The sequence below is a fragment of the Paenibacillus lignilyticus genome (assembly GCF_017942085.1).
Lineage (GTDB): Bacteria > Bacillota > Bacilli > Paenibacillales > Paenibacillaceae > Paenibacillus_Z > Paenibacillus_Z lignilyticus.
On record NZ_JAGKSP010000036.1, the window covers coordinates 1 to 20,746 of the forward strand.

The window sequence follows — 20,746 nt, forward strand, 5'->3', positions numbered from 1 at the left end:
GCGCAGAAAGTGGCTCCGTTTCGTCGCCTACGCATGCTGAGAGTTGGAAAATGCGACTCTCAGCGTTCAAATGGACACAAATTTGCTTCGAGAGTTGAATAATCCGACTTTCAGCGCAGAAAGTGGCTCCGTTTCGTCGCCTACGCATGCTGAGAGTTGGAAAATGCGACTCTCAGCGTTCAAATGGACACAAATTTGCTTCGAGAGTTGAATAATCCGACTTTCAGCGCAGAAAGTGGCACCGTTTCGCGGCCTATGCAGGCTGAGAGTTGGAAAATGCGACTCTCAGCGTTCAAATGGACACAAATTTGCTTCGAGAGTTGAGTAATCCCACTTTCAGCGCAGAAAGTGGCTCCGTTTCGCCGCCTACGCAGGCTGAGAGTTCGAAAATGGAACTCTCAGCGTTCAAATGGTCGCAAAATTGCGCCGAGAGATCGAAAATGGAACTCTCAGCACAGAGTGAGCCTCCGTTTCGCGGCCTATGCAGGCTGAGAGTTCGAAAACGGAACTCTCAGCGTTCAAATGGTCGCTTCTCACCTGCCAACTCAAAAAGTCAGACCCCCGCGCGACGCTTCATGAAGGAATTGGCTCCAATGACAGCTAATTATATCCATGAGCAAGGTGTCATTTTACATGAAAGGGGATGGGCGACATCACTTCATTTTTCTCGCGTCATACGACGGAACATTTCATCGCATACTCCAACTCGCACATAGCGGTGCTCGCTGTAATGATAGTGTTGGCGCTTCTCCTGTTCGGGTATAAGTACAGTATCAGGCTGCAAGCATCTGCCAGAACGATTATCCGATATGTGATTCTGCTGGGACTGCTTGTCCCTCAGGTTGTCCTCTACTACTGGTATGCGGACCAGGGACTGTGGGATATCCAATATACGCTGCCGCTTGAGCTATGCAGTATATCGCAATTGCTCGCTATGATCATGCTAATCACAAGAAGCCGACTCTTGTATCAAATCGTCTTCTTCGCCGGAATTGGCGGGGCGCTGCAGGCGATGCTGACACCGGATCTGGATTATCCGTTCCCGCATTTCCGGTTCTTTCACTTCTTCGTTGTTCATATCGCGATTATCCTCGCGCCGCTGTATATGACCTGGATCGAAGGCTATCGGCCAACCTGGAAGTCGATCGGGATTACGATGATTTTTCTGAATGTGCTCCTCGTCGTTGTGGGAGGGACAGATTACTTGTTGGATGCCAACTATATGTTCCTCCGGCACAAGCCGGAAGGGGCGTCTTTGCTCGATTTGCTGGGACCGTATCCATACTATTTGGCCGTGGAAGAGATCATTGCGCTGCTTATATTCACGCTGATGTATCTGCCGTTTGTACGGTGGAGAAGGAAGTGATAGTGCCACCGTTCACGCTAACGAATCCTACAGGTCTTATTCGCGTGAAATCAGTCATTTATTTAATCTAACGAATCGTAGGAGCCTTATTGTGGCCCAAAGTAACGAAACAAGGGCTTTTGACCCCGAATAAGACCTCTGGGATTCGTTAGAATTTCAAAAGCCGCTATTTTGTTGAAATAAGACCTTTAGGATTCGTTAGCGTGCGTGAAGCCTGTGAAGTGTGGGGAGAGGGGGCTCAAATCTAATAATTGGCTTATACAATTCTAATAGTTATCTGAAACTCTACTGCTATGATCAGGTTAGCTAATACATAAGAGGGAGAGGATCAGATGACAACCATCAGTAAGGAAGTCCAGTCACTTGTTAATCAGCTTCATCTGTCGGACAATGAAATCGCGGAGAAATTTCAGTTTACGCAGTTTGGTCAGCAATTGACGCTTGAAGAGTCGAAACGGTTTATTGCCTTTCTCAAACAGGAGTTAGTGGTGGCTTCAACCTAATCGGCAGTATACATAGATGACATATAACCGGACTCCCCGCCAAGTAGATCGTTATCTACCGGCGGGGAGTTCTTTTTGTCCTTGTCCATCTCGGTGAAGTCGATATATCATTCCATCTTGGCAAATCGCATATATCATGATATATTGGTATGAAATAAGCTCGAACCGAACCGCCTTCGGTTAAGGCGGTGGAGCAATTGTGATTTCATGGAGGTTCAACTATGTCGAACGAGTCTGCATCCAAACCGATGTATGAGAAGATATTCGAAACACTTCGCGATCAAATTATAGAACGGAAATACGAGGTTGGCGACCGGGTGCCTTCGGAGAAAGAGCTTGGCGACGAGCATGGTGTCAGCCGCATTACGAGCAAGAAGGCGCTGGAGCTGTTGGCGAGCGAAGGGTATATTATTCGCCAGCCGGGACGCGGCTCCTTCGTTGCGGACTCCCAGGACAAGGCAGCCGTGAAGCCGGCAAGCGGTGCAGCCCATCTTCAGCAGACGACGCCGCGCAATACAGGCGGCAAGCTGCTGATCGGGCTTGTCATTACCGATTTTGCTGACAGCTACGGCACGGGGCTCATCTATGGAATGGAAGAAGCATCGCGCGAGAATGACAGTTACTTGGTATTGCGTCGCTCCTTCGGCATCCCTTCCTATGAGGAAGAAGCCATCCAAGGCTTGCTGGAGCTTGGCGTAGACGGGCTTATTATTTTCCCGGCGCAAGGGGAATATTTCAATGCGGAGATATTGAAGCTTGCTATAATGAAGTTTCCGTTCGTACTCATAGACCGCCATCTGAAGGGCATATCTGCCGGTTCGATCAGCACCGACAATGTGAAGGCGGCCATCAAAGGCACGAATTACCTCTTCGAGCTCGGCCACAAATCCATTGCTTTCCTAACGCCTCCGCCAAGGGATACAACCGCCATCGAGGATCGGATCGAGGGCTTCATTCAGGCGCATGCGGAGAAGGGCATCATGGTTGACCGCGAGCTGTGGATTGATGATATTATGTCGGCGCTGCCGCAAGGGAATGCGGAAGAGAACCGTATTCGGGATATTGAGAAAATCATTGCGCATTTGCGCCAATACCCGCAAATTACGGCGATCTTCGCAACCGAATATAACATCGCGCAGCTTGCGCTTCGCGCTGCAAGCGAGATGGGGCTGTCGGTTCCCGGAGATATCTCCGTCATTTGTTTTGACAGCCCGGAGATAAACGGCGGCTTCCCGCTGACCCATCTGCAGCAGAATCAGTTCGGCATGGGGAAAACCGCCTATGAGAATGTGCTTAAGCTGCGCGAAGGTTACACGCCTCCTAATCGAACTTTGCTCGAAGCGACACTGATTCCGGGAGATTCGACAGGTCCGGCAAGAGCAAGAGCGAGATAACCAGCTTCCTCAAGGGCCCCTCTATGAAACATGATAGCCTATGAATGATATCAACTATCTTCATAGGCTTTTTCTATTAATATACCATTTAAATTATATAGTATAACAACATTAATTAAATGTTATACATATTTATATTGACATACTAGTTACATGCCAATATAATGAAAAATGTAAGCGGTTCATAAATGGAATATCAACCGCGGTTTCGAGGGCTGCAGCCCTTGGCGGCAATCAGAAGCACATAAAAAGGGAGGCAGTTATAGTGAAAAAGTGGATCTCTTTAACAGCACTTGCAGCGGTAGTTGTCGGTGCGGCATCCGGATGCGGAAGCAATAGCAACGACAATACGAATGCCACTAACAGCGCATCGGCAACCAACAGCTCGAATTCAGCTTCATCGGAACCGGTTGAACTTACATTTTGGGGCGATTGGGGCGGCGAAGGGCAGAAGCAGTTTGAAACCATGGTAGACGCCTTCAACAAAGCGCAAGACAAGATTCGCGTCAAGTATGTCCTGCAGCAAGATATGATTACGAAATTTCTAACGGCTGCCACCTCAGGCGGATCCCCGGATATCCTATTCTGGGACAGATGGAGAACCTCCCTATATGCACCGAAGAACGTACTTCACCCGGTTGATGAGTTTATGGCGAAGGATGGCCTTAGCAAGGATGATTTCTACGGTGAAGCGCTGAAAGAGCTCTCATTCCAAGATAAATTATATGGACTGCCGCTCACTGTGGATGCACGCGCACTCTTCTATAACAAGAAGCTGCTCGCCGATGCGGGAATCAATCAACCGCCGGCTACATGGGATGAGCTGGAGCAGGCTGCTATCAAGACAACCAAGTGGAACGGCAATAAGCTGGAAGTAGCGGGCTTCTCGCTTGGCGACAACGGATTGTTCAACATGTACCTGCAGCAAGCAGGCGGTCAGATGCTGAGCGAAGACGGAACGAAAACCAACTTTAATAACGATCAAGGCAAAGCTGTTCTGCAATACTGGGATCGCCTGCTAAACACCGATAAAGTATATAAAGTCGGCTTCGAGCAAGGGCTTGGCGAAGGAACGGATGCATTCGTAACCGGCAAGCTGGCGATGCAATATACAGGTCCGTGGATGCTGAGCACGTATAAGAAATACGGCAAAGACCTCGACTTCGGGATCGCGCCTCCGCCGACAGGTCCTAACGGGGACAAAGGCAGCGTAATGGGCGGCTTCGGTCTTGTCATTCCGGAGGGTTCGAAGCATCAAGCGGAAGCATGGGAATTCATCAAATGGTGGACGGCAAACAAAGACAATGCACTGCTGTGGGCCAAAACAAGTCTGAACATCCCGGGCTACAAGCCGGCGCTCGAAGATCCGTTCTTCAAGGACGATCCGTTCTGGAAGCCGTTCCTGGATACGCTTGAATTCGCGAAGATCCGTCCGACGCACGCAGGCTACTCGGTCATGGAAGGCGATGCGCTGACACCGAACCTGCAGTTGTTCCAGCAATCGAAGCAAAGCCTTGAGGATACGCTCAAGAAAGCGCAGCAGCGCGGCGACCAGCTGCTATCGGATAACGCTGTTGTAAAATAAGCAAGCAAGCTTATAGGTCCTGCGAGAAGGGAGGGGAGATACCTCCCTTCTCTGCACCTTAAGCTGTCATTACGCGCTGCAAGCGGAAGGAGGAACCGGCAACCATGGCTTCCATAGGCAAACTGAATCGGCATCAGGCGAGAACGGCGTACCTCTTCATTACCCCGACGATGCTGTTGTTTCTGGCATTTACGGTCATTCCGGTCGTAATGGCCCTCTATTTGAGTTTTACCAACTATGATGTCGTCAGCCGAATGGACTTTGTCGGCGTCGACAATTATAAGCGGCTGGTGGACGATGTGCTGTTCTGGCAAACGTTCAAGAATGTGTGCTATTACGCCGTTATTTTTATCCCCTTAAATATTCTGATTTCGCTCTTGCTCGCGCTGCTTCTGAACTTCAAACGGCTTGGCGTGAAGCTGTTCCGCACCATGAACTATTTGCCAACCTTAACGTCCGCAGTCGCTGCGGCTACGGTTTGGATTTGGCTGCTCCACCCGGAGTTCGGGCTCATCAACAACATTCTCAGCTACTTCGGCATTCTTGGACCGGCTTGGCTGGCCCAGACGGAAACGGCGATGTTCTCTATTATAATGGTGACGTTGTGGCAGAGCGTCGGCTCTAACATGGTCATCTATATCGCAGGTCTGCAAGGCGTACCGGATTACTTGTATGAATCGGCGAAGCTGGACGGGGCAACGGCGTTCGACCGCTTCCGCTTCATCACATGGCCGCAGCTTCGTCCGACCACGTTCCTCGTCAGCACCATGTCCATCATCGGAGCGCTGCAGCTGTTCGATCAAGCCTTCGTGCTTACGCAAGGCGGTCCCGGCAACGTGACCAAGACACCGGTCTACTTGATATATCAGCAAGGTTTCAATCAATTGCAGATGGGCTATGCCTCGGCGCAAGCCTTCATTCTGGCTATCGCCATACTTATCTTCTCGTTCATCAATATGCGAGTTAACAAATCCGAAGAGTCGATCGTGTAAGGAGGGGCGCAAGCATGGCGCAGCAGCAAGCAATCAACCGCCTCGCCCCGAATCAAGGGCCGGGCACAATCAACGCCTATTCCGTTCGCAAAGCGTTAGGTACGGTGTTGTTCTACATCGTGACCATTACGATCTCCGTCATGATGTTTCTGCCTTTCTTCTGGAGTCTCATCACCTCGTTTAAACCAAGCGACGAGATCTTCTCGATGCCGATCAAGTGGATTCCATCCACGCTTACGCTGGAACATTACAGGAGCGCGTTTACGACCGTTCCGTTCGGATTGTATTTCTGGAACTCATTCCTTCTGGCTGCTGCCGGGGTGCTGGCGAACTTGTTCTTCGGCTCCATCAGCGGTTACGCCTTTGCAAAGCTGAATTTCAAATTAAGCAAGCCGCTCTTTCGTGTTTTGCTGGCAGCCATGATGATCCCGGGCATTGTTACGATGATTCCGAGCTTCTACGTGCTGAAGCATTTCCCGCTGATTGGCGGCAATGACCTGCTCGGAGGAGGCGGCAACGGGTTTCTGAACTCGTTTTGGGGCATTATTTTGCCGGGCGCTTCGGGGTCGTTTGCCGTATTCTTCATGCGGCAGTTCTTCCTGACGCTGCCTTCGGACATGATGGAGATGGCGCGGATCGAAGGGTGCAAGGAGTTCCGCATCTTCTGGAACATCTACCTGCCGCTGACGAAGCCGGCGCTTGCGACGCTGTCGATCTTCACTTTCCAGGCCGGCTGGAACAGCTTCTTGTGGCCGATGATCATTCTGAATGATCCCGAGAAAGCGACGGTGCAGATGGGGCTTCAAGCGTTCTCCTACAACCATCAGACCGACTTCGGCCCGATGATGGCCGGCGCGCTCATCGCTGTCCTGCCGATTCTGGTGCTGTTCTTACTGCTGCAGAAATATTTTGTCCAAGGCATTGCCTTTAGCGGCGTTAAAGGTTAGGGGAGTGAATGGAATGAATCGTATGAAACCCAGCGCACTCCTTATAACCGCGGCGGCAATCCTTGTTATCGTCGGTTTGGCGATAGCTTGGCGGCTGGGCGCGGGAACCGCTTTGACGGGTGGCGGCTCAGCCTCCGTATGGAGTGAGCGCGCAGACCTGGCGCAGCAGGAGCTGGAGGAATCGTTTTGGGATGAGAAGCGGGGCTTGTTCAACAATGCGGCGCCTTGCATCGCGCAGCTGTGTACGGATCCGTTTAACTATTGGTGGCTCGCGCACGCAGTAGATGTTCTGGTAGATGGCTATGAACGGACGGAGGACACGAAATATGCCGAGCAGCTGGGCAAGCTGTACCAGGGTATTCTTGACCGCAATGCCGGTGTCTTCATTAACGATTATTATGACGACATGGAGTGGATGGCGCTCGCTTGGCTGAGGGCTTATGACGCGACCGAGGACGAACGGTACAAGCAGGCGGCGCTTGCGCTGTGGCAGGAAATTCAGACCGGCTGGAATGATGAAATGGGCGGCGGGATTGCTTGGCGCAAGGAGCAGCCGGATTACAAGAACACGCCGGCCAATGCCCCTGCGGTAATATTGGCGGCACGAATATACGAACATACGCAGGATGCGGCCGATCTGGCTTGGGCGAAGAAGCTGTACGATTGGCAGAAGCAGACGCTTGTCGATCCGGCAACAGGGCTTGTCTGGGATGGCATTAACCGTCAAGGCGACGGCGTCGTAGATAAGGATTGGAAATTCACCTATGGACAAGGCGTCTATATCGGCGCGGGGGTGGAGCTGTATCGCATCACGAAGGAGCAGTCGTATCTGGACGATGCGCGTAAGACTGCCGCTAATTTGAAGCAGGATTTCTTGTCGCCGGCAACCGGGATGCTGCCCTCCGAGGGTGATGGGGATGGCGGGTTATTCAAAGGCGTGCTCGTCCGTTACATCGGCGAACTCATCAAGCTGGACCCTTCGCAGAAGGGACTCATCGAGATGCTGCTCACGAATGCGGATAGCGTATGGGAATACGGCAAAGGGAAAGACAACGTTCTGTTCAGCAACTCTTGGGCGCAAACGCCGGACACGGTCGTACAGCTGAGTACACAGTTAAGTGCGGTCATGCTGCTCGAGCAGGCGGCATGGATAGAGAAACAATAACTTCGGATTAGCGGGAGAGTGATGGCCATGACATGGGAAAATCGTGCGGAAGAGGCGCAGCAGGCGCTGTCAGACTTATTTTGGAACCCTGCTATTCGGTTGTTTGATATTGAAATTCCTTGCCCCGATGGGGCTTGTAATACGATCTTCCATTACTGGTGGATGGCTCATGCGGTAGATGCGCTGGTTGACGGCTATGAGCGGACGAAGGATGCGAAGTATGCGCTGCTGCTCGAGGAAATCTATGAGGGGCTGCTGACGCGCAATGGCGGTGCGTTCCCGAATGAGCTGTACGACGACATGGAGTGGATGGCAATCGCTTGGCTGCGCGCGTATAAGGCGCTGGGCGTAGAGAAGTATAAAGCGGCGGCACTGCTGCTGTGGGAAGATATTCAGACCGGCTGGAACGACCATATGGGCGGCGGAATCGCTTGGCAGAAGTCGCAGCTGGATTACAAGAATACGCCTGCTAATGGGCCGGCGGCGATCCTTGCGGCACGTTTATACAAGCAATTCGGACGCGCGGAGGACCTGCAGTGGGCCGAGAAGATTTACAGCTGGCTGAAGCAGCATCTCGTAAACCCGGATAACGGCTTCGTGTGGGACGGGATGAATCGGGAAGGCGACGGCGCGATCGATAAGGAATGGAAGTTTACGTACTGCCAAGGTGTGTTTATTGGCGCTGCGGTGGAGCTGTTCCGGATCACGGGAGAGCAGGCTTACCTTGAGGATGCGATGCGTACTGCGGCTGCTTCCGAGAAGGAGCTGATTGATGCCGGAAGCGGGCTGCTTCCGGATGAGCAGGACGGTGACGGCGGACTGTTCAAAGGCATTCTCGTACGCTATTTAGGCGAGCTTGCGAAGGAAGTGCCTTCGTCGTTCAGCGCCGCGCTGCCGCTGCTGGTGCGCAACGCTGCATCGCTCTGGGAGCATGGCCGTGATGAGAGCCGCTGCGTGTTTAATACGGACTGGAGCTCGAAGCCCGTGGAGCGGGTTACGTTGAGCACACAGCTTAGCGGAATTATGCTCCTGGAGCAGCTGGCTGTATTGGAGCAGCTGGGCGACCGTGAGGCCGTGATCAACGAGGCCATCTAGGTAGTTGGACGAGGTGCAAAATTCCGCTGTGCTAGCCTACGAAATCCAGTATAATGGATGTCAAAGACTAGCCATGGGAGTGTGTGCATGAATTATTCCGGAAGTTTGCCTGTATTGAATGCCATGGAACCGATTGTGGAGGCTGTATTGGAGGAGCATTATGTGAAGACCGGTATCCTCAAGTGTGGCTGTGACCGATGCAAGCTGGATATTCTGCTCTTATCACTCAACCATCTTCCTACTCATTACACCTCCTCTCAAGAGGGAGAGGCTTACATTAAAGCCCATTACTTGAACCCGCAGCAGCAGTCCGATGTACTGCGTGAGATCACGGAAGCGGTCAAGGTGATCGAGTTAAAACCGAAACATAATTAATTCTGGCAGCCATCCGTTCGTCATGAGCGGGTGGCTTTCTGTTTAAGATCGGCTTTTGCGAAGAGGCAGCAAACTATGGCAAGATAGAGACATACGGCTATCAAAGGAGTGGAAGGCATGCGTCATGTGCTGGTATTGGGCGGTACGCGTTTTTTTGGCAAGAAGCTGGTGGAACGTCTGTTGGAAGCGGGAGATCAGGTTACGATCGTAACCCGAGGCGCGCAGGAGCATCCATTCGGTGATCGCGTGCAGCATCTGCAGGTGGATCGGACGAATGCGGAGGCGCTGGCGTCCGCGATCGGAGAGGCTCGCTACGATGTTGTTTATGACAACATCTGTTATAAGCCGAAGGAGGCTGAAGAGGCGGTTGAGCTGTTCGCAGACCGCACGGGTAAATATATTGTAACCTCGACGTTGAGCGTATATCCGTTCGGGGAGCCGCGGAAGTCGGAATCGTTCTTTGATTCGTCGACGTATGCGATTCCGCAGCCCTATCCTGCGGAAATCAACTATGGAGAAGGCAAGCGGTTGGTAGAAGCGGTTTTCTTCCAGCAGGCAGCGTTCCCCGTCGCAGCAGTCCGTTTCCCGATCGTGCTCGGAGACGATGATTACACAAGACGGCTGCACTTCCATGTAGAGCATGTGCAGCAGGGGCTGCCGATTGGCATTCCGAATGCCGATGCGGCCATGTCCTTCATCGATGCGGATGAAGCGGCCGCGTTCCTGGACTGGCTGGGTCGCAATACGGAGACCGGCCCGTTCAATGCGTGCTCTCGCGGGGAGATTTCACCGGGCGGCATCGTGGCATGGATTGAGAAGGCGACGGATAAGCAGGCTTATGTGGCGCTGGAAAGCGATGAGCAGCACAGCTCGCCGTTTGGCGTACCTGAGCCGTGGTACATGGATACGGCTAAGGCCGAAGCAGCCGGCTACAAGTTCCGCGAGCTTCAGGACTGGATGCCGGCGCTGATTGAGCGTATCGCGCAGGAGAAGAAGTAAGTCATGATGATGGCTGCCGAGCGTCGCGGGATTGCGATGTTCGGCAGCTTTTTCTATTCATGCAGGGGCTCATATTAGTTGGGAAAACCGCCCATACTACTTCGGAACACGAAGGAGTAGATGGAGGGTATATGACAAAGAATCGAATGAAATATACAAGCCGAGCGGGAAGCCGGCTGTTGGCTGCGCTGCTCACGGTTGTGATTGGTGCTTCACTTATCGGGATGAACGGGACTATCGTGCGGGCGGCGGAACCGGCGCAGGAGCAGGAACAGGTGCCGGCACAAGAGCAGGCGCAGGAACAGGCACAAGAGCAGGTACAAGAGCAGGTGCAGGAGCAGGCGCCGGTGCCGGCGCAGGAGAAGCCGCCGCTGACGGCTGCGTTTGTGCGCGGCGGCGCATTGTGGGCGAAGGTAGGCGATGATGAGAAGCAGCTTACGCAAGCGGAGCATGTTGTTTCGCCGAAGTGGTCTTACGACGGACAATGGCTTGCCTATGCCGCCGGGGAGCAATCCAATGAGCTGTGGATGCTGGATGTGTCGACAGCCGCGAAACATCTGGTTTCCGTGAACGGCGGCCGCAATTACAAATGGTCGCCGAATCGACTGCTGCTGGCGTTCGAGGAGGAGCAGCGGCTCTATGTGGTTGATCAGCAGGAAGCGACAAAGCCGGTGGATGTGAGCTCGTCGATCAGGAATATGAGCAGTTTTGCTTGGCGGCCGGACGGTGACGGATTCGTGGTTTCGACGCAAGGGACATTTAACGGTCAGACGCCTGTGCGCATTATGCAGCTTGCGATGCAGCCGGATATGACCGGAGCAGGCTCCGTGCAAGCGAAGCAATTGTATGTGCTGCCATCGCAGCTAAATGAATTGCCTGTCGTCGGAACAAGTGTATTCAAGTGGTCAGCCAGCGGCAAATGGATGGCTTTCCTTGCTTTACCGACTGCATCTCTCTCAGCCGACAGCAACACCTTATGCGTGCTGGCAGCAGACGGATCCGTATTCAAACCGGTTGATCAGATGGTGAACCATGCCAATTGGATCCAATGGTCTCCGCAAGGCGACGAGCTGGCTTATATCGGTGGGATTGGCAGAGAAGCCACGACCAACAAACAGCTGCGCGTGACGAGAGTTCCGGATATTCAGCCGAGAAAGGACTTTACGCCGGCAGGTTTTGTCGATCAGGACTTCACGTGGCGCAGCCCGGTGGATATCGTCGTTTCCCGGGCAAAGGCGAGCGAAGGAACGGACAGCTCGGGGAAGCGGCCTTATCCTTATCTAGTGAGCGTGAAATTGGATGGGGAAATTCAGAAACGGATCACGAAGAGCGCTGAGGGGTACGGGGATTTTGGTCCGGTATCGCTCGGAACGGACGGACTTGGCTGGGTGAGATCGAACCGCAGCATGGCCAATGTGCTCATCGCGCCTCCCGGTCAGGGTGAGAAGTACGCCACCCAATGGATCGCGAATATCGATATCGGTACTAATTACTATGAGCAATGGAATTGGAATTCAGTGCTGAAATTTTTTAGTAAATAGTGGAATTGAATATGCGCGAAATAGCCCTGAAATCAATGCATTTGACGTCGGGGCTATTTCGTATGTCTGAACTAAGTTTTCGTACATCTTCCTTTAAGCAAAAGAAATAACATTCTTTCCATAATTTAAATATAAACTGGAAAAAACTAAATGAACGATTTTCGAGTATCTACCTTTATAGTAGTAATGTGTATGTAGTCGGTAAGTTACTTAAGACCTACTTAAGACCTAGATTTTCTTAACATAGAGGTGAGCGATATGCGAATCATACTATTATCCGGGGGGTCAGGGAAACGATTATGGCCCTTGTCCAATGATTACCGCTCGAAGCAGTTTATCAAGGTCATGGCTGCCCAGGATTGGTCGGAGGTTGCTCAAACCTCGATGATTCAGCGCGTTTGGGCGAAGCTGAAGGAGCATGGCCTTGCTCAATATACAGTCATAGCTGCAAGCAAAGCTCAACAAGAGATCATTCAATCGCAAATCGGGCACGAGATTCCGCTCGTTCTCGAGCCGAGCCGCAAGGATACATTTCCCGCGATTTGCTTGGCATCCAGCTTCTTAAGCAGCGAAATGAAGGTCGATGCCGACGAAGTCATCGTGGTGATGCCGGTCGATGTCGATGCGGATGACAGTTTTTTTGCCTCCATAAAGCAATTAGCTATTCAATTTAACGATACCGTGGGTAATCTTGGATTAATGGGATTAACACCAACGTACCCTTCCGAGAAATTCGGTTACATTCTCGCGGGCGCTGTGCACGAACAATCCAAGCTGCTTCAGATCGATAGATTCGTAGAGAAGCCCTCCGCCGAAGAAGCTGCCGTGCTCATTAATCAAGGGGCCCTTTGGAATTGCGGCGTATTTGCTTTTCGATTGCAGTATATGCTGGATTTGCTGAAGGCAGGGTCATGGCCGGCCGATTACGGGAGTCTTCAACTTCAATATGCTAATTTGCCGTCGATCAGCTTCGATTATCAGGTTGTCGAACGGGAACGAAATATTCTCGTGTATCCGTATGACGGAAGATGGAGCGACTTGGGGACATGGGACGAGTGGACCGAAACGATGCCGCAACATTTGAATGGGAAAGGCATCATCAGTGAAGACAGCGTAAACACCTATATCATTAACGAGCTGCAAATTCCGGTCGTCGTGATGGGCATAACGGATGCGATCGTTGCCGCAAGTCCGGACGGAATCCTGGTGATTGACCGCGCATCCAGTCCACGGCTAAAGGATCTCGTGCAGCCCATTTCCATGCGCCCGATGTACGAAGAGACGGAATATGGCTGGTATCGCGTCATCGACGAGGAGAATCAGCCCGATGGCCGTCAGATCGTAACGAAACGCGTTCATATATGGGCAGGTAAACAGATCAGTTATCACAAGCACGAGTTCCGGGATGAAATATGGACGTTCATCAGCGGAACGGCGGAGGTTCTGGTCAACGAACGGCGTTTACTTGCGAAGGCCGGCGATGTGATCCACATCCCGGCGGGTTCCAAACATGCGATAAAAGCCATAGATCCGGTGAACCTCATAGAGGTTCAAATCGGAGATCATATCGGCGAATCCGATATTTGCCGGTATGAATACGATTGGGATGAACGGAAGCAGGCAAGGAAAGGATGACCGCAAAGCATGCAGGCAATAAGACTCGGAGACGCTCTCTTGAAGGAGGGCTTAATTACAGAAGCCGAATTACAGGAAGCCGTCGACTACCAAGCTAAATACGGCGGTCGGATCGGCGATATTATTGCGGAGTTATTCCATCTCGATCGCGAGCTCATCCAATGGGTAACCAAGAAGATCGCTTCCAAAGGACGGCTCGGGGAAATGCTCGTGCAGACAGGAGAAATAACGCAGGAGCAGCTCGACGGAGCGCTTGCCTTTCAGCAAAAAAGCGGCGGCGTTCTGGGCGATATTCTGCTGTCCTTACGATATATTGAGCCGGACCGGCTGTACAGAGCCATCGCGACGCAGAACCAAGTAGGGCGCATTGGGAGCGAATTCTCGATCGAGCAAGAGATGAAGCTTCCCGAGACGACGGCCAGAGCCTATAACGCCATTATTATTAACAACGATAAGAACCGGCTGTTAGTAGCCGTAGGTTCGATTCTAACGGCAGAACAGTTAGCCGAGCTCGAACAGCATCTCGGACAAGCGGTTGAGCAAGTGCTGGCTACCCGCGAAGAAATGGAGTTTTTCTGGAAGGCTGCTTATGAGCAGGAGCTCATGGATGAAAGCACGACGAAGCTCATGCTCGCGCAGCCCGAGAATTCAGCCCACATTACGATCATGGCATCCCAGTGGTTCATGTTCGGAATTGCCGTCGCGATTCTGGTCGGCGGGTTGCTGTGGGATTGGCTGTGGACGCTGATCATTGCCAATATCGTGATTCAAATTGCTTATATCGGGATGTCCGTTTTCAAATATGCCATTATATTATTCGGCATGAAGCAGTCCTCGCAGCTTCGCTTTACGCCACAACAGGTAGATGAGATTGATGAACGAACGCTTCCCGTCTATACGATACTGGTTCCCATGTATAAGGAGAGCGCCGTTATCCCTCAACTTCTTCAAAATATCGAAGGCTTGGATTATCCGAAAGCCAAGCTCGACGTCAGACTTCTGATCGAGGAAGACGATACGGAAGCGCAGGACATGCTCAAAGCGATGAATTTACCGGCCTATTACACGGTTCTTGTCGTGCCGCACAGCCTTCCGAAAACCAAACCGAAAGCTTGTAACTACGGGCTGATTCGGGCATACGGGGAATACGTGGTCATCTACGATGCGGAAGACAGGCCCGACCCTGACCAGCTCAAGAAAGTCCATCTGGCTTTCCAGCAAGAACCCGAGAACTGCTGCTGTATCCAGGCGAAGCTGAACTATTTCAACAGTGAGCAAAATATTTTAACCCGTTGGTTTACGCATGAGTACAGCATGTGGTTCGAATTGCTGCTGCCGGGCGTCATGCAATTGGACATTCCGATTCCGCTCGGAGGAACCTCGAATCACTTTAAGATGAGCGTGCTCAAGAAGTTGAATGCTTGGGATCCGTACAACGTGACCGAGGACGCGGATTTGGGGGTTCGGCTCTACAAGGAAGGCTATAAGACGGCTATCGTCGATTCTCACACTTGGGAAGAGGCCAACAGCCGTTTAGGGAACTGGATTCGTCAACGCTCGCGATGGATAAAGGGCTATATGCAAACATGGCTTGTGCATATGCGAAACCCAATCAAGCTATGGAGAGAAATCGGCACCAAAGGATTTATCGGATTCCAAGTCATGATCCTGGCGACGCCGATGCTTCCGTTATTGAATCCTATTTTCTGGCTGATGCTTGTGATTTGGTACTTGGGTAAGGTGGACGCGATCTCGTTGTTCTTCCCGGGTCCGATTTATTATTTGGCCGCGATTGAACTGTTCTTAGGAAATTTCCTCTTTGTCTATAGCAATACGATGGGCGTCTATCGCATTACCGAACAGCTGCGGAACAAAAACAAATCGGTATTCTCGTTTGGGAACGTCAAATATACGCTCCTCACGCCGATCTATTGGATCCTGATTAGCGTCGCAGCCGTCAAAGCGGGCATTCAGCTCATTACCAACCCTTTTTATTGGGAGAAAACAACGCATGGACACGCACCTGCGAACGCAAATGAAAAGATCGGTGCATAGTCGCTGCTTACCTTATAGATGGAGGCTCGCGAAGTATAATGATCAGTCATACTCCTCAACAGAGTAGGGCGGACAAGCTGCTCGGTTGGAGCTTGTTCTCCTTCATAAGCCTGGCCGCGTTCGCGGTAGGCTTCTATATCAGCTACACGCAGGGATACATGCATTCCGATTCCGTCAGCCGGGTCGCGAATGCCTTCTATGTTCTTTATAGTCGGAATCCCCATCTTGGTGCGATCGGTTTCGTCTGGACTCCGCTGCCAAGCTTATTGGATCTGGTCGTTCTGCTGCTCTATCCCTTGTTTCCGGCTTTAGCGTCCCACGCGCTTGCTGCGGTCGTCGTCAGCAGCATCTTCTCCGGATTGGCTGCCATGCTGCTATACAAGACGGGAATCCGGTACGGTTTGCCAAAGTGGTTAACGCTTAGCATCGTGATCTTGTATTCCTTGAACCCGTTTATCTTCTTATTCGGCGTGAATGGCTTAAGCGACTCGCCTTATTTATATTTCCTGCTGTATGCCATGATTCAGTTTACGGATTGGATGGAGCGGAGGGACTCGACCGGTCTGGTGAAAGCGGGCTTTGCTTTAGCGCTCGCTTTCTGGACGCGATATGAAGCGGTGCCGGTCGGATTTGCCATGGCGTGCGCGGTATTCGTAGTCATCTGGTTTATATTCGGTCATGCGCACCCGGAGGAATCGAGGAAACTCCGATATAAGCAGAAGTACCATCATATCGAAGCGACTTGGATTCTCCTGCTGCTTCCTGCCGTATTCTCGGGTCTCATTTGGATTTTCTTTAACTATACGATCATGCACAACCCGTTCTATTTCTTGAACTCGGAGTATTCGAATGTCGCGCAGTCCGAATCCTTAAAGGACGATGCGAACTTTGAGAGAATATTCAATAGTCCGATGCTTGCATTATTGCTCTGCATGAAGAAAACAGCATGGTTCTCTGCCCCGCTTATCGGTGTAATCTTACTTAGAATGATGAACAAGCGACTCTTCAAGTGGGACATTGTCGTGCTTCTTCTCGTCTTCTGCTCGATTCCCGCGCTGCAGTTTCTATTGCTTTTGAACTCTTCTTCGTTTGCGTGGTTCCGTTACTTCATGTACGTGTATCCGATAACGGTAGCCTGGTTGCCTTACGAATTAAGCAAAGTGAAGATAAACATCCGGAATAGTGCGGTGGTGCTGACCAGCCTTGTCGTGACCGTTGGTTTGCTCACCTATGCGTTGACGAATCCGCTCATTGCGCCGGATGAGAATACATTCCTTACGTACAAGCAGGGCAGGCATATCAAGAGCATTGAATTGGATCGTTCGGTGGCCAAATGGCTGGATGAGAACTTGCAAAAGGATACGATCCTGACCGATAGCGCCGCATCGTTCATGATCATCGTGAACAGCAAATATCCGAAACGGTTCATGATTACGAGCGATTACGATTTTAGAGATGCCGTTTCGGATCCGAAGGGAAATGGTGTCGATTATATATTGATTCCCCGGCTGCCCGTATACAGTACGATTAACAAAACCTATCCGAACTTATTTGAGCATGGCAGCGAGTTTGCCACGTTCTATAAAAGCTTCGAGGATCCGATGCATCGTTATGAATGGCGATTATATAAGGTGGTAAAGGGGGAACAAACAATTGAAGGACATTGAAATCTCGGTCGTGATCCCCGTCTATAACGAAGAGGTTCATATTGCCGGTTCGCTTCGAACCGTCGTTGAGCAATTGCGGAAGACGACATCCTCTTTCGAAATCATCGTGATTGATGACGGCTCCCGGGACGAGACGTGGAGCAAGCTGTCATCTCTCGGTCAGCAATTGCCCGAGCTGTATTCCTACCGGCTTAGCCGCAACTTTGGCAAAGAATACGCGCTATGCGCCGGCTTGGATCAAGCGAGAGGAAGAGCCGTCATTATCATGGACTCGGATATGCAGCACCCTCCGAGCCTGCTGTCTCAGATGATTCAATTATGGAGGAACGAAGGGAAACAAATCGTCGAGTGCGTCAAAGTCAATCGCGGCAAAGAACGATTCGACAAGGCGCTCGGCGCATCGCTCTTTTACCGCTTATTGAATCGATTATCCGGCATGGACTTGCGCGGCGCCTCCGATTTCAAACTGCTCGATCGCAGGATCGTAGATGCGTGGAAGCTTATGCCTGAGCGAAATACGTTCTTCCGAGGGATGACGGCGTGGGTCGGGTTTGAACGCGCGCAAATTCCCTTCGAGGTGCCGGAGCGGGTCGGGGGCAACAGCCAGTGGAGCCTATTTAGCCTCATTAAACTCGCGGTACAAGCAATCGTTGCTTTCTCATCCATCCCGTTACGCATCGTGAACTTATTCGGTGTGATCTTCTTGATCGGTTCCGTCCTATTGGGCATTCAAACGTTGGTCCGATATTTCATGGGAACGGCCGTAAGCGGGTTTACGACCGTTATTCTGCTCCTTCTTTTTACGGGTAGTCTCATCTTAATCTCGCTTGGTATAATGGGAGAGTATATGGCGTCGATCTATATGGAAGTCAAGGGCAGACCGCGTTATTTCATCCGTGAAGCGGCCTATGGAGCAGCCTCGAAGGAGATGTTGGATTATCGTGCGGAAGCGGCCGCGAGCATTGAGGAAACATGAAACTTAAGATTATGATCAAGTACGGCGTTGTTGGCATTATTGGAACGGCTCTACACTTTATGCTGCTTATTGCATTGGTCGAGCGCTTTCAATTCCATCCGGCGCTGGCATCGGCAATCGGCTTTATTGTGGTATTAGCCGTATCTTATTATTTGAATCGGAAGTGGACGTTCTCCTCTGTCGGAACTTCCGGATTGCGCTCGATCATCAAGTATACGGTCGTGTCCGTAAGCGGGTTGATGTTAAATACCGGCATCATGTTTGTCGCGGTTGAGGGACTGCACTTGCGCTATACCGTCGGCCAGCTGCTGGTCACGGTCGTCATTCCTCTGTTTAACTTTGTCTTGAATTATTATTGGACGTTCCGCAGCGACGACACGACAACCGTATCGTTGAAGAGAACCCAGTAGAACAGAATGGAGCGGTTATTGGCATGATCGTGAATGAGCAAATTAAAGCCTCCGAGGTGCTGTTAACGGGGTTAAATGGCGAGTCGCTGGGCATAGTCTCCCGTGAGGAAGCGCTGGCGCTTGCAAGAGAGCATAAGGTTGATCTGGTCTGCACGTCTCTGATGAGCAGCCCTCCGCCTTGCAAGCTGATTAGCCGCGGCGCAGCCAAGGAATCCGCGGCTGCGGCGAAACGCGAGGAGCGGAAGAAGGATCAGCCGCTTAAAGCGAAGGAAATTCGGCTGACGCCGCACATCGAAGAGCATGATTACGACACGAAGCTGCGCCAGTGCGAGAAGCTGCTCGCTTCCGGCAATGCGGTTGATCTTGTCGTTCGCATCCAAGGGAAGGAAGGGCCTAAGGCGAAGGAGCTGCTTGAGGAACTGCTAAAGGACCTTTCCGGAAGCGGGAAGAAGGAAACCGGCATTCAGCTGAGCGGCAAACAAGCGGCGGTACGCGTGCTGCCGCTGTAATTAACAGAGAGGCATCCGGTCTGACGCGGATGCCTCTCTTTGTTTATTGCAAGCGGGTGTTCAACCGAACGAGAAAAAGGCCCATGCCAGGAGCGAAGCACCTAACTTGGGCCGATTAATCTTAAGCTAGAACGAATGTCCGTCTGAATGGTTGGAGTAGCGCTGGTCATCGTCATTGTCCGCGCCGTCGAAGGCATGCTGGACGTTGTCGACGATTTCTTCAATGGCATGGCTGATCATGTCCAGAGGACTGGTGTCCTGATGGTCTAGCGGCGTATTGATGCCTGCCGCCGTGTTAGAGGTTCGGTTATATACTTCATTGTCTTGGTACTGATCTCGGTTACGCATGGCTTTGGCCCACCTTTGCTTGGAGGATACGTGTCTGTCACAATTCACTCCTATTGTGCCCGGCCATTCCGCATTACAACCAAAATAAGAAACAAGTTCCAGCTTTCGGCTGAACATAGGCAATTCGGCCGTTTCGGCAGGTATCCGATCAACGAAGGGCAATGTCATGGAATCGGTTATGGACCGTCTCCCGCATGAACTGCTTGATCAGCGTAATCGCTTCTTGCTCGCGGTCCCGCGCTTCCCGAAACAGAGAGACTAAGCGGGCGGCACTGTTGACGGACATTGAAGCATCGCTAACATCAACAGCATCACCGCCGCGTTCGCATGCCAATTCCTCTAACAGCTGCTCGAAAATCTCGCTTACTCTGCCATAACAAGCCGCGATCGGCTGACAGCCGGGCCAGATGAACCCGAGCGCATCCGTATACGCGGCAATATCCTGCTTGGCTGCGGCATAGGTGCGAATGACCGCCATCGCTTCCGCCGGATCGTATTCGCCATGCTCCAGCACCTCGATCAGAGCGTTGTATGCCTGCTCGCCGCAGGCATATTCGCTTGCAGGAAGCAGGACATCATGCGATTCCCAGTAGTGGATCGCTTGCATGAGCGACTCCCGGTACACCTCATGCGGATCAAGCGCGATGTGATTTTCGATGAGTTGATAGTACCAGTAAGGGGAATGGGCGCTGCTACCGAAATCCGCATAGGGCAGTCGACTTAGCCCTCTATTCTCTTCCGAGTCCGAGCCATCCGTATACAGCAGAACCTGTGCGCCATCATCGTACCCGGCGGCGATGACGAAGGCATCCTTCCAGAAAATCGCACCTGTGCCGCGGTCGATCGTCTCTTTAATAACCCGTAGGGCATGCTTCTGATATAAAGGGAAAGCATGATCAAAGTTGAAGCCCGCGTGCTGGGAGCTGGTCATGCCAATGAAATCGGCAGCGAGAAAATGCTCCGCCAGCCAGTTGTAAGCAGTAGTGGAAGGAGCGGCGAGCCTGCGATGGACAATAAACCGAAATCCCATCGAGGTCATGCCTGCCAGCATCGATTTGGATTGGGCGAAGAAACCTTGATGGACGAGTACGGCGTGCATCGCATCGATATAGGAATGCGATTGCCGCGTAAGCTGTAAACGGGCAAGTCTTGTCGGCGTCATGAGCGGCGACACCTCCTCCTTA

Annotated in this window: 19 protein-coding genes; 17 read left to right on the plus strand and 2 right to left on the minus strand. The window is 51.8% G+C overall.

Annotated elements, in window-relative coordinates:
• The first annotated feature begins 643 nt into the window (after positions 1-643).
• The 17 genes from I8J30_RS31665 to infC all read left to right on the plus strand — a co-directional run bounded on the left by I8J30_RS31665 (position 644) and on the right by infC (position 19,214).
• Positions 644-1,366, plus strand: coding sequence for a YwaF family protein (locus I8J30_RS31665; protein ID WP_276316204.1), 723 nt, complete (start codon positions 644-646; stop codon positions 1,364-1,366).
• A 332-nt stretch (positions 1,367-1,698) separates the two neighbouring features.
• Entirely contained in the window at positions 1,699-1,869 is a 171-nt protein-coding gene (locus I8J30_RS31670; RefSeq protein WP_177246080.1) for a hypothetical protein, read from the plus strand.
• Positions 1,870-2,090: 221 nt separating this feature from the next.
• Complete coding sequence (locus I8J30_RS31675; RefSeq protein WP_210664345.1) at positions 2,091-3,263, plus strand: GntR family transcriptional regulator; 1,173 nt, start codon at positions 2,091-2,093, stop codon at positions 3,261-3,263.
• A 265-nt stretch (positions 3,264-3,528) separates the two neighbouring features.
• Positions 3,529-4,848 carry an ABC transporter substrate-binding protein gene (locus tag I8J30_RS31680; RefSeq protein ID WP_091224378.1) on the plus strand — a complete coding sequence of 440 codons (1,320 nt, stop codon included), beginning with the start codon at positions 3,529-3,531 and terminating at the stop codon, positions 4,846-4,848.
• A gap of 104 nt (positions 4,849-4,952) precedes the next feature.
• Complete coding sequence (locus tag I8J30_RS31685; protein WP_210664346.1) at positions 4,953-5,840, plus strand: carbohydrate ABC transporter permease; 888 nt, start codon at positions 4,953-4,955, stop codon at positions 5,838-5,840.
• Positions 5,841-5,908: 68 nt separating this feature from the next.
• Positions 5,909-6,787, plus strand: coding sequence for a carbohydrate ABC transporter permease (locus I8J30_RS31690; protein WP_420831268.1), 879 nt, complete (start codon positions 5,909-5,911; stop codon positions 6,785-6,787).
• Positions 6,788-6,800: 13 nt separating this feature from the next.
• Positions 6,801-7,952 (plus strand): glycoside hydrolase family 76 protein, encoded by a 1,152-nt coding sequence (locus I8J30_RS31695; protein WP_210664348.1) that lies wholly within the window; start codon positions 6,801-6,803, stop codon positions 7,950-7,952.
• 27 nt (positions 7,953-7,979) lie between these two features.
• Positions 7,980-9,047, plus strand: a complete 1,068-nt coding sequence (locus I8J30_RS31700; RefSeq protein WP_210664349.1) for a glycoside hydrolase family 76 protein — start codon at positions 7,980-7,982, stop codon at positions 9,045-9,047.
• 87 nt (positions 9,048-9,134) lie between these two features.
• A complete protein-coding gene (locus I8J30_RS31705; RefSeq protein WP_091224372.1) occupies positions 9,135-9,422 on the plus strand; it encodes a late competence development ComFB family protein in 288 nt (95 codons plus the stop codon).
• A 117-nt stretch (positions 9,423-9,539) separates the two neighbouring features.
• Positions 9,540-10,421 (plus strand): NAD-dependent epimerase/dehydratase family protein, encoded by an 882-nt coding sequence (locus tag I8J30_RS31710; RefSeq protein ID WP_210664350.1) that lies wholly within the window; start codon positions 9,540-9,542, stop codon positions 10,419-10,421.
• Between the two features lie 131 nt (positions 10,422-10,552).
• On the plus strand, positions 10,553-11,962 hold the full coding sequence (locus I8J30_RS31715; protein WP_210664351.1) for a TolB-like translocation protein: 1,410 nt from the start codon (positions 10,553-10,555) through the stop codon (positions 11,960-11,962).
• Positions 11,963-12,220: 258 nt separating this feature from the next.
• Positions 12,221-13,597, plus strand: coding sequence for a sugar phosphate nucleotidyltransferase (locus I8J30_RS31720; RefSeq protein ID WP_210664352.1), 1,377 nt, complete (start codon positions 12,221-12,223; stop codon positions 13,595-13,597).
• A gap of 9 nt (positions 13,598-13,606) precedes the next feature.
• Positions 13,607-15,652 carry a cyclic di-GMP-binding domain-containing protein, MshE-related gene (locus tag I8J30_RS31725; RefSeq protein WP_210664353.1) on the plus strand — a complete coding sequence of 682 codons (2,046 nt, stop codon included), beginning with the start codon at positions 13,607-13,609 and terminating at the stop codon, positions 15,650-15,652.
• A gap of 38 nt (positions 15,653-15,690) precedes the next feature.
• Positions 15,691-17,319 (plus strand): ArnT family glycosyltransferase, encoded by a 1,629-nt coding sequence (locus tag I8J30_RS31730; RefSeq protein WP_210664354.1) that lies wholly within the window; start codon positions 15,691-15,693, stop codon positions 17,317-17,319.
• A complete protein-coding gene (locus I8J30_RS31735; RefSeq protein WP_210664355.1) occupies positions 17,306-18,295 on the plus strand; it encodes a glycosyltransferase family 2 protein in 990 nt (329 codons plus the stop codon). The genes I8J30_RS31730 and I8J30_RS31735 overlap by 14 nt, the downstream gene beginning before the upstream one ends.
• Positions 18,292-18,705: a GtrA family protein gene (locus I8J30_RS31740; protein ID WP_210664356.1), complete on the plus strand. Its 414-nt coding sequence runs from the start codon at positions 18,292-18,294 to the stop codon at positions 18,703-18,705. The genes I8J30_RS31735 and I8J30_RS31740 overlap by 4 nt, the downstream gene beginning before the upstream one ends.
• Before the next feature lie 23 nt (positions 18,706-18,728).
• The gene (infC, locus tag I8J30_RS31745; protein ID WP_210664357.1) at positions 18,729-19,214 is read left to right on the plus strand and encodes a translation initiation factor IF-3; all 486 of its coding nucleotides are present in this window, start codon (positions 18,729-18,731) and stop codon (positions 19,212-19,214) included.
• A gap of 126 nt (positions 19,215-19,340) precedes the next feature.
• Here the strand turns inward: infC and I8J30_RS31750 are convergent, their stop codons facing one another.
• Together I8J30_RS31750 and I8J30_RS31755 are read right to left on the minus strand one after the other, a co-directional pair.
• Positions 19,341-19,562 (minus strand): hypothetical protein, encoded by a 222-nt coding sequence (locus tag I8J30_RS31750; protein WP_091224354.1) that lies wholly within the window; start codon positions 19,560-19,562, stop codon positions 19,341-19,343.
• Positions 19,563-19,710: 148 nt separating this feature from the next.
• Positions 19,711-20,724, minus strand: a complete 1,014-nt coding sequence (locus tag I8J30_RS31755; protein ID WP_210664358.1) for a hypothetical protein — start codon at positions 20,722-20,724, stop codon at positions 19,711-19,713.
• Positions 20,725-20,746 lie beyond the last annotated feature (22 nt).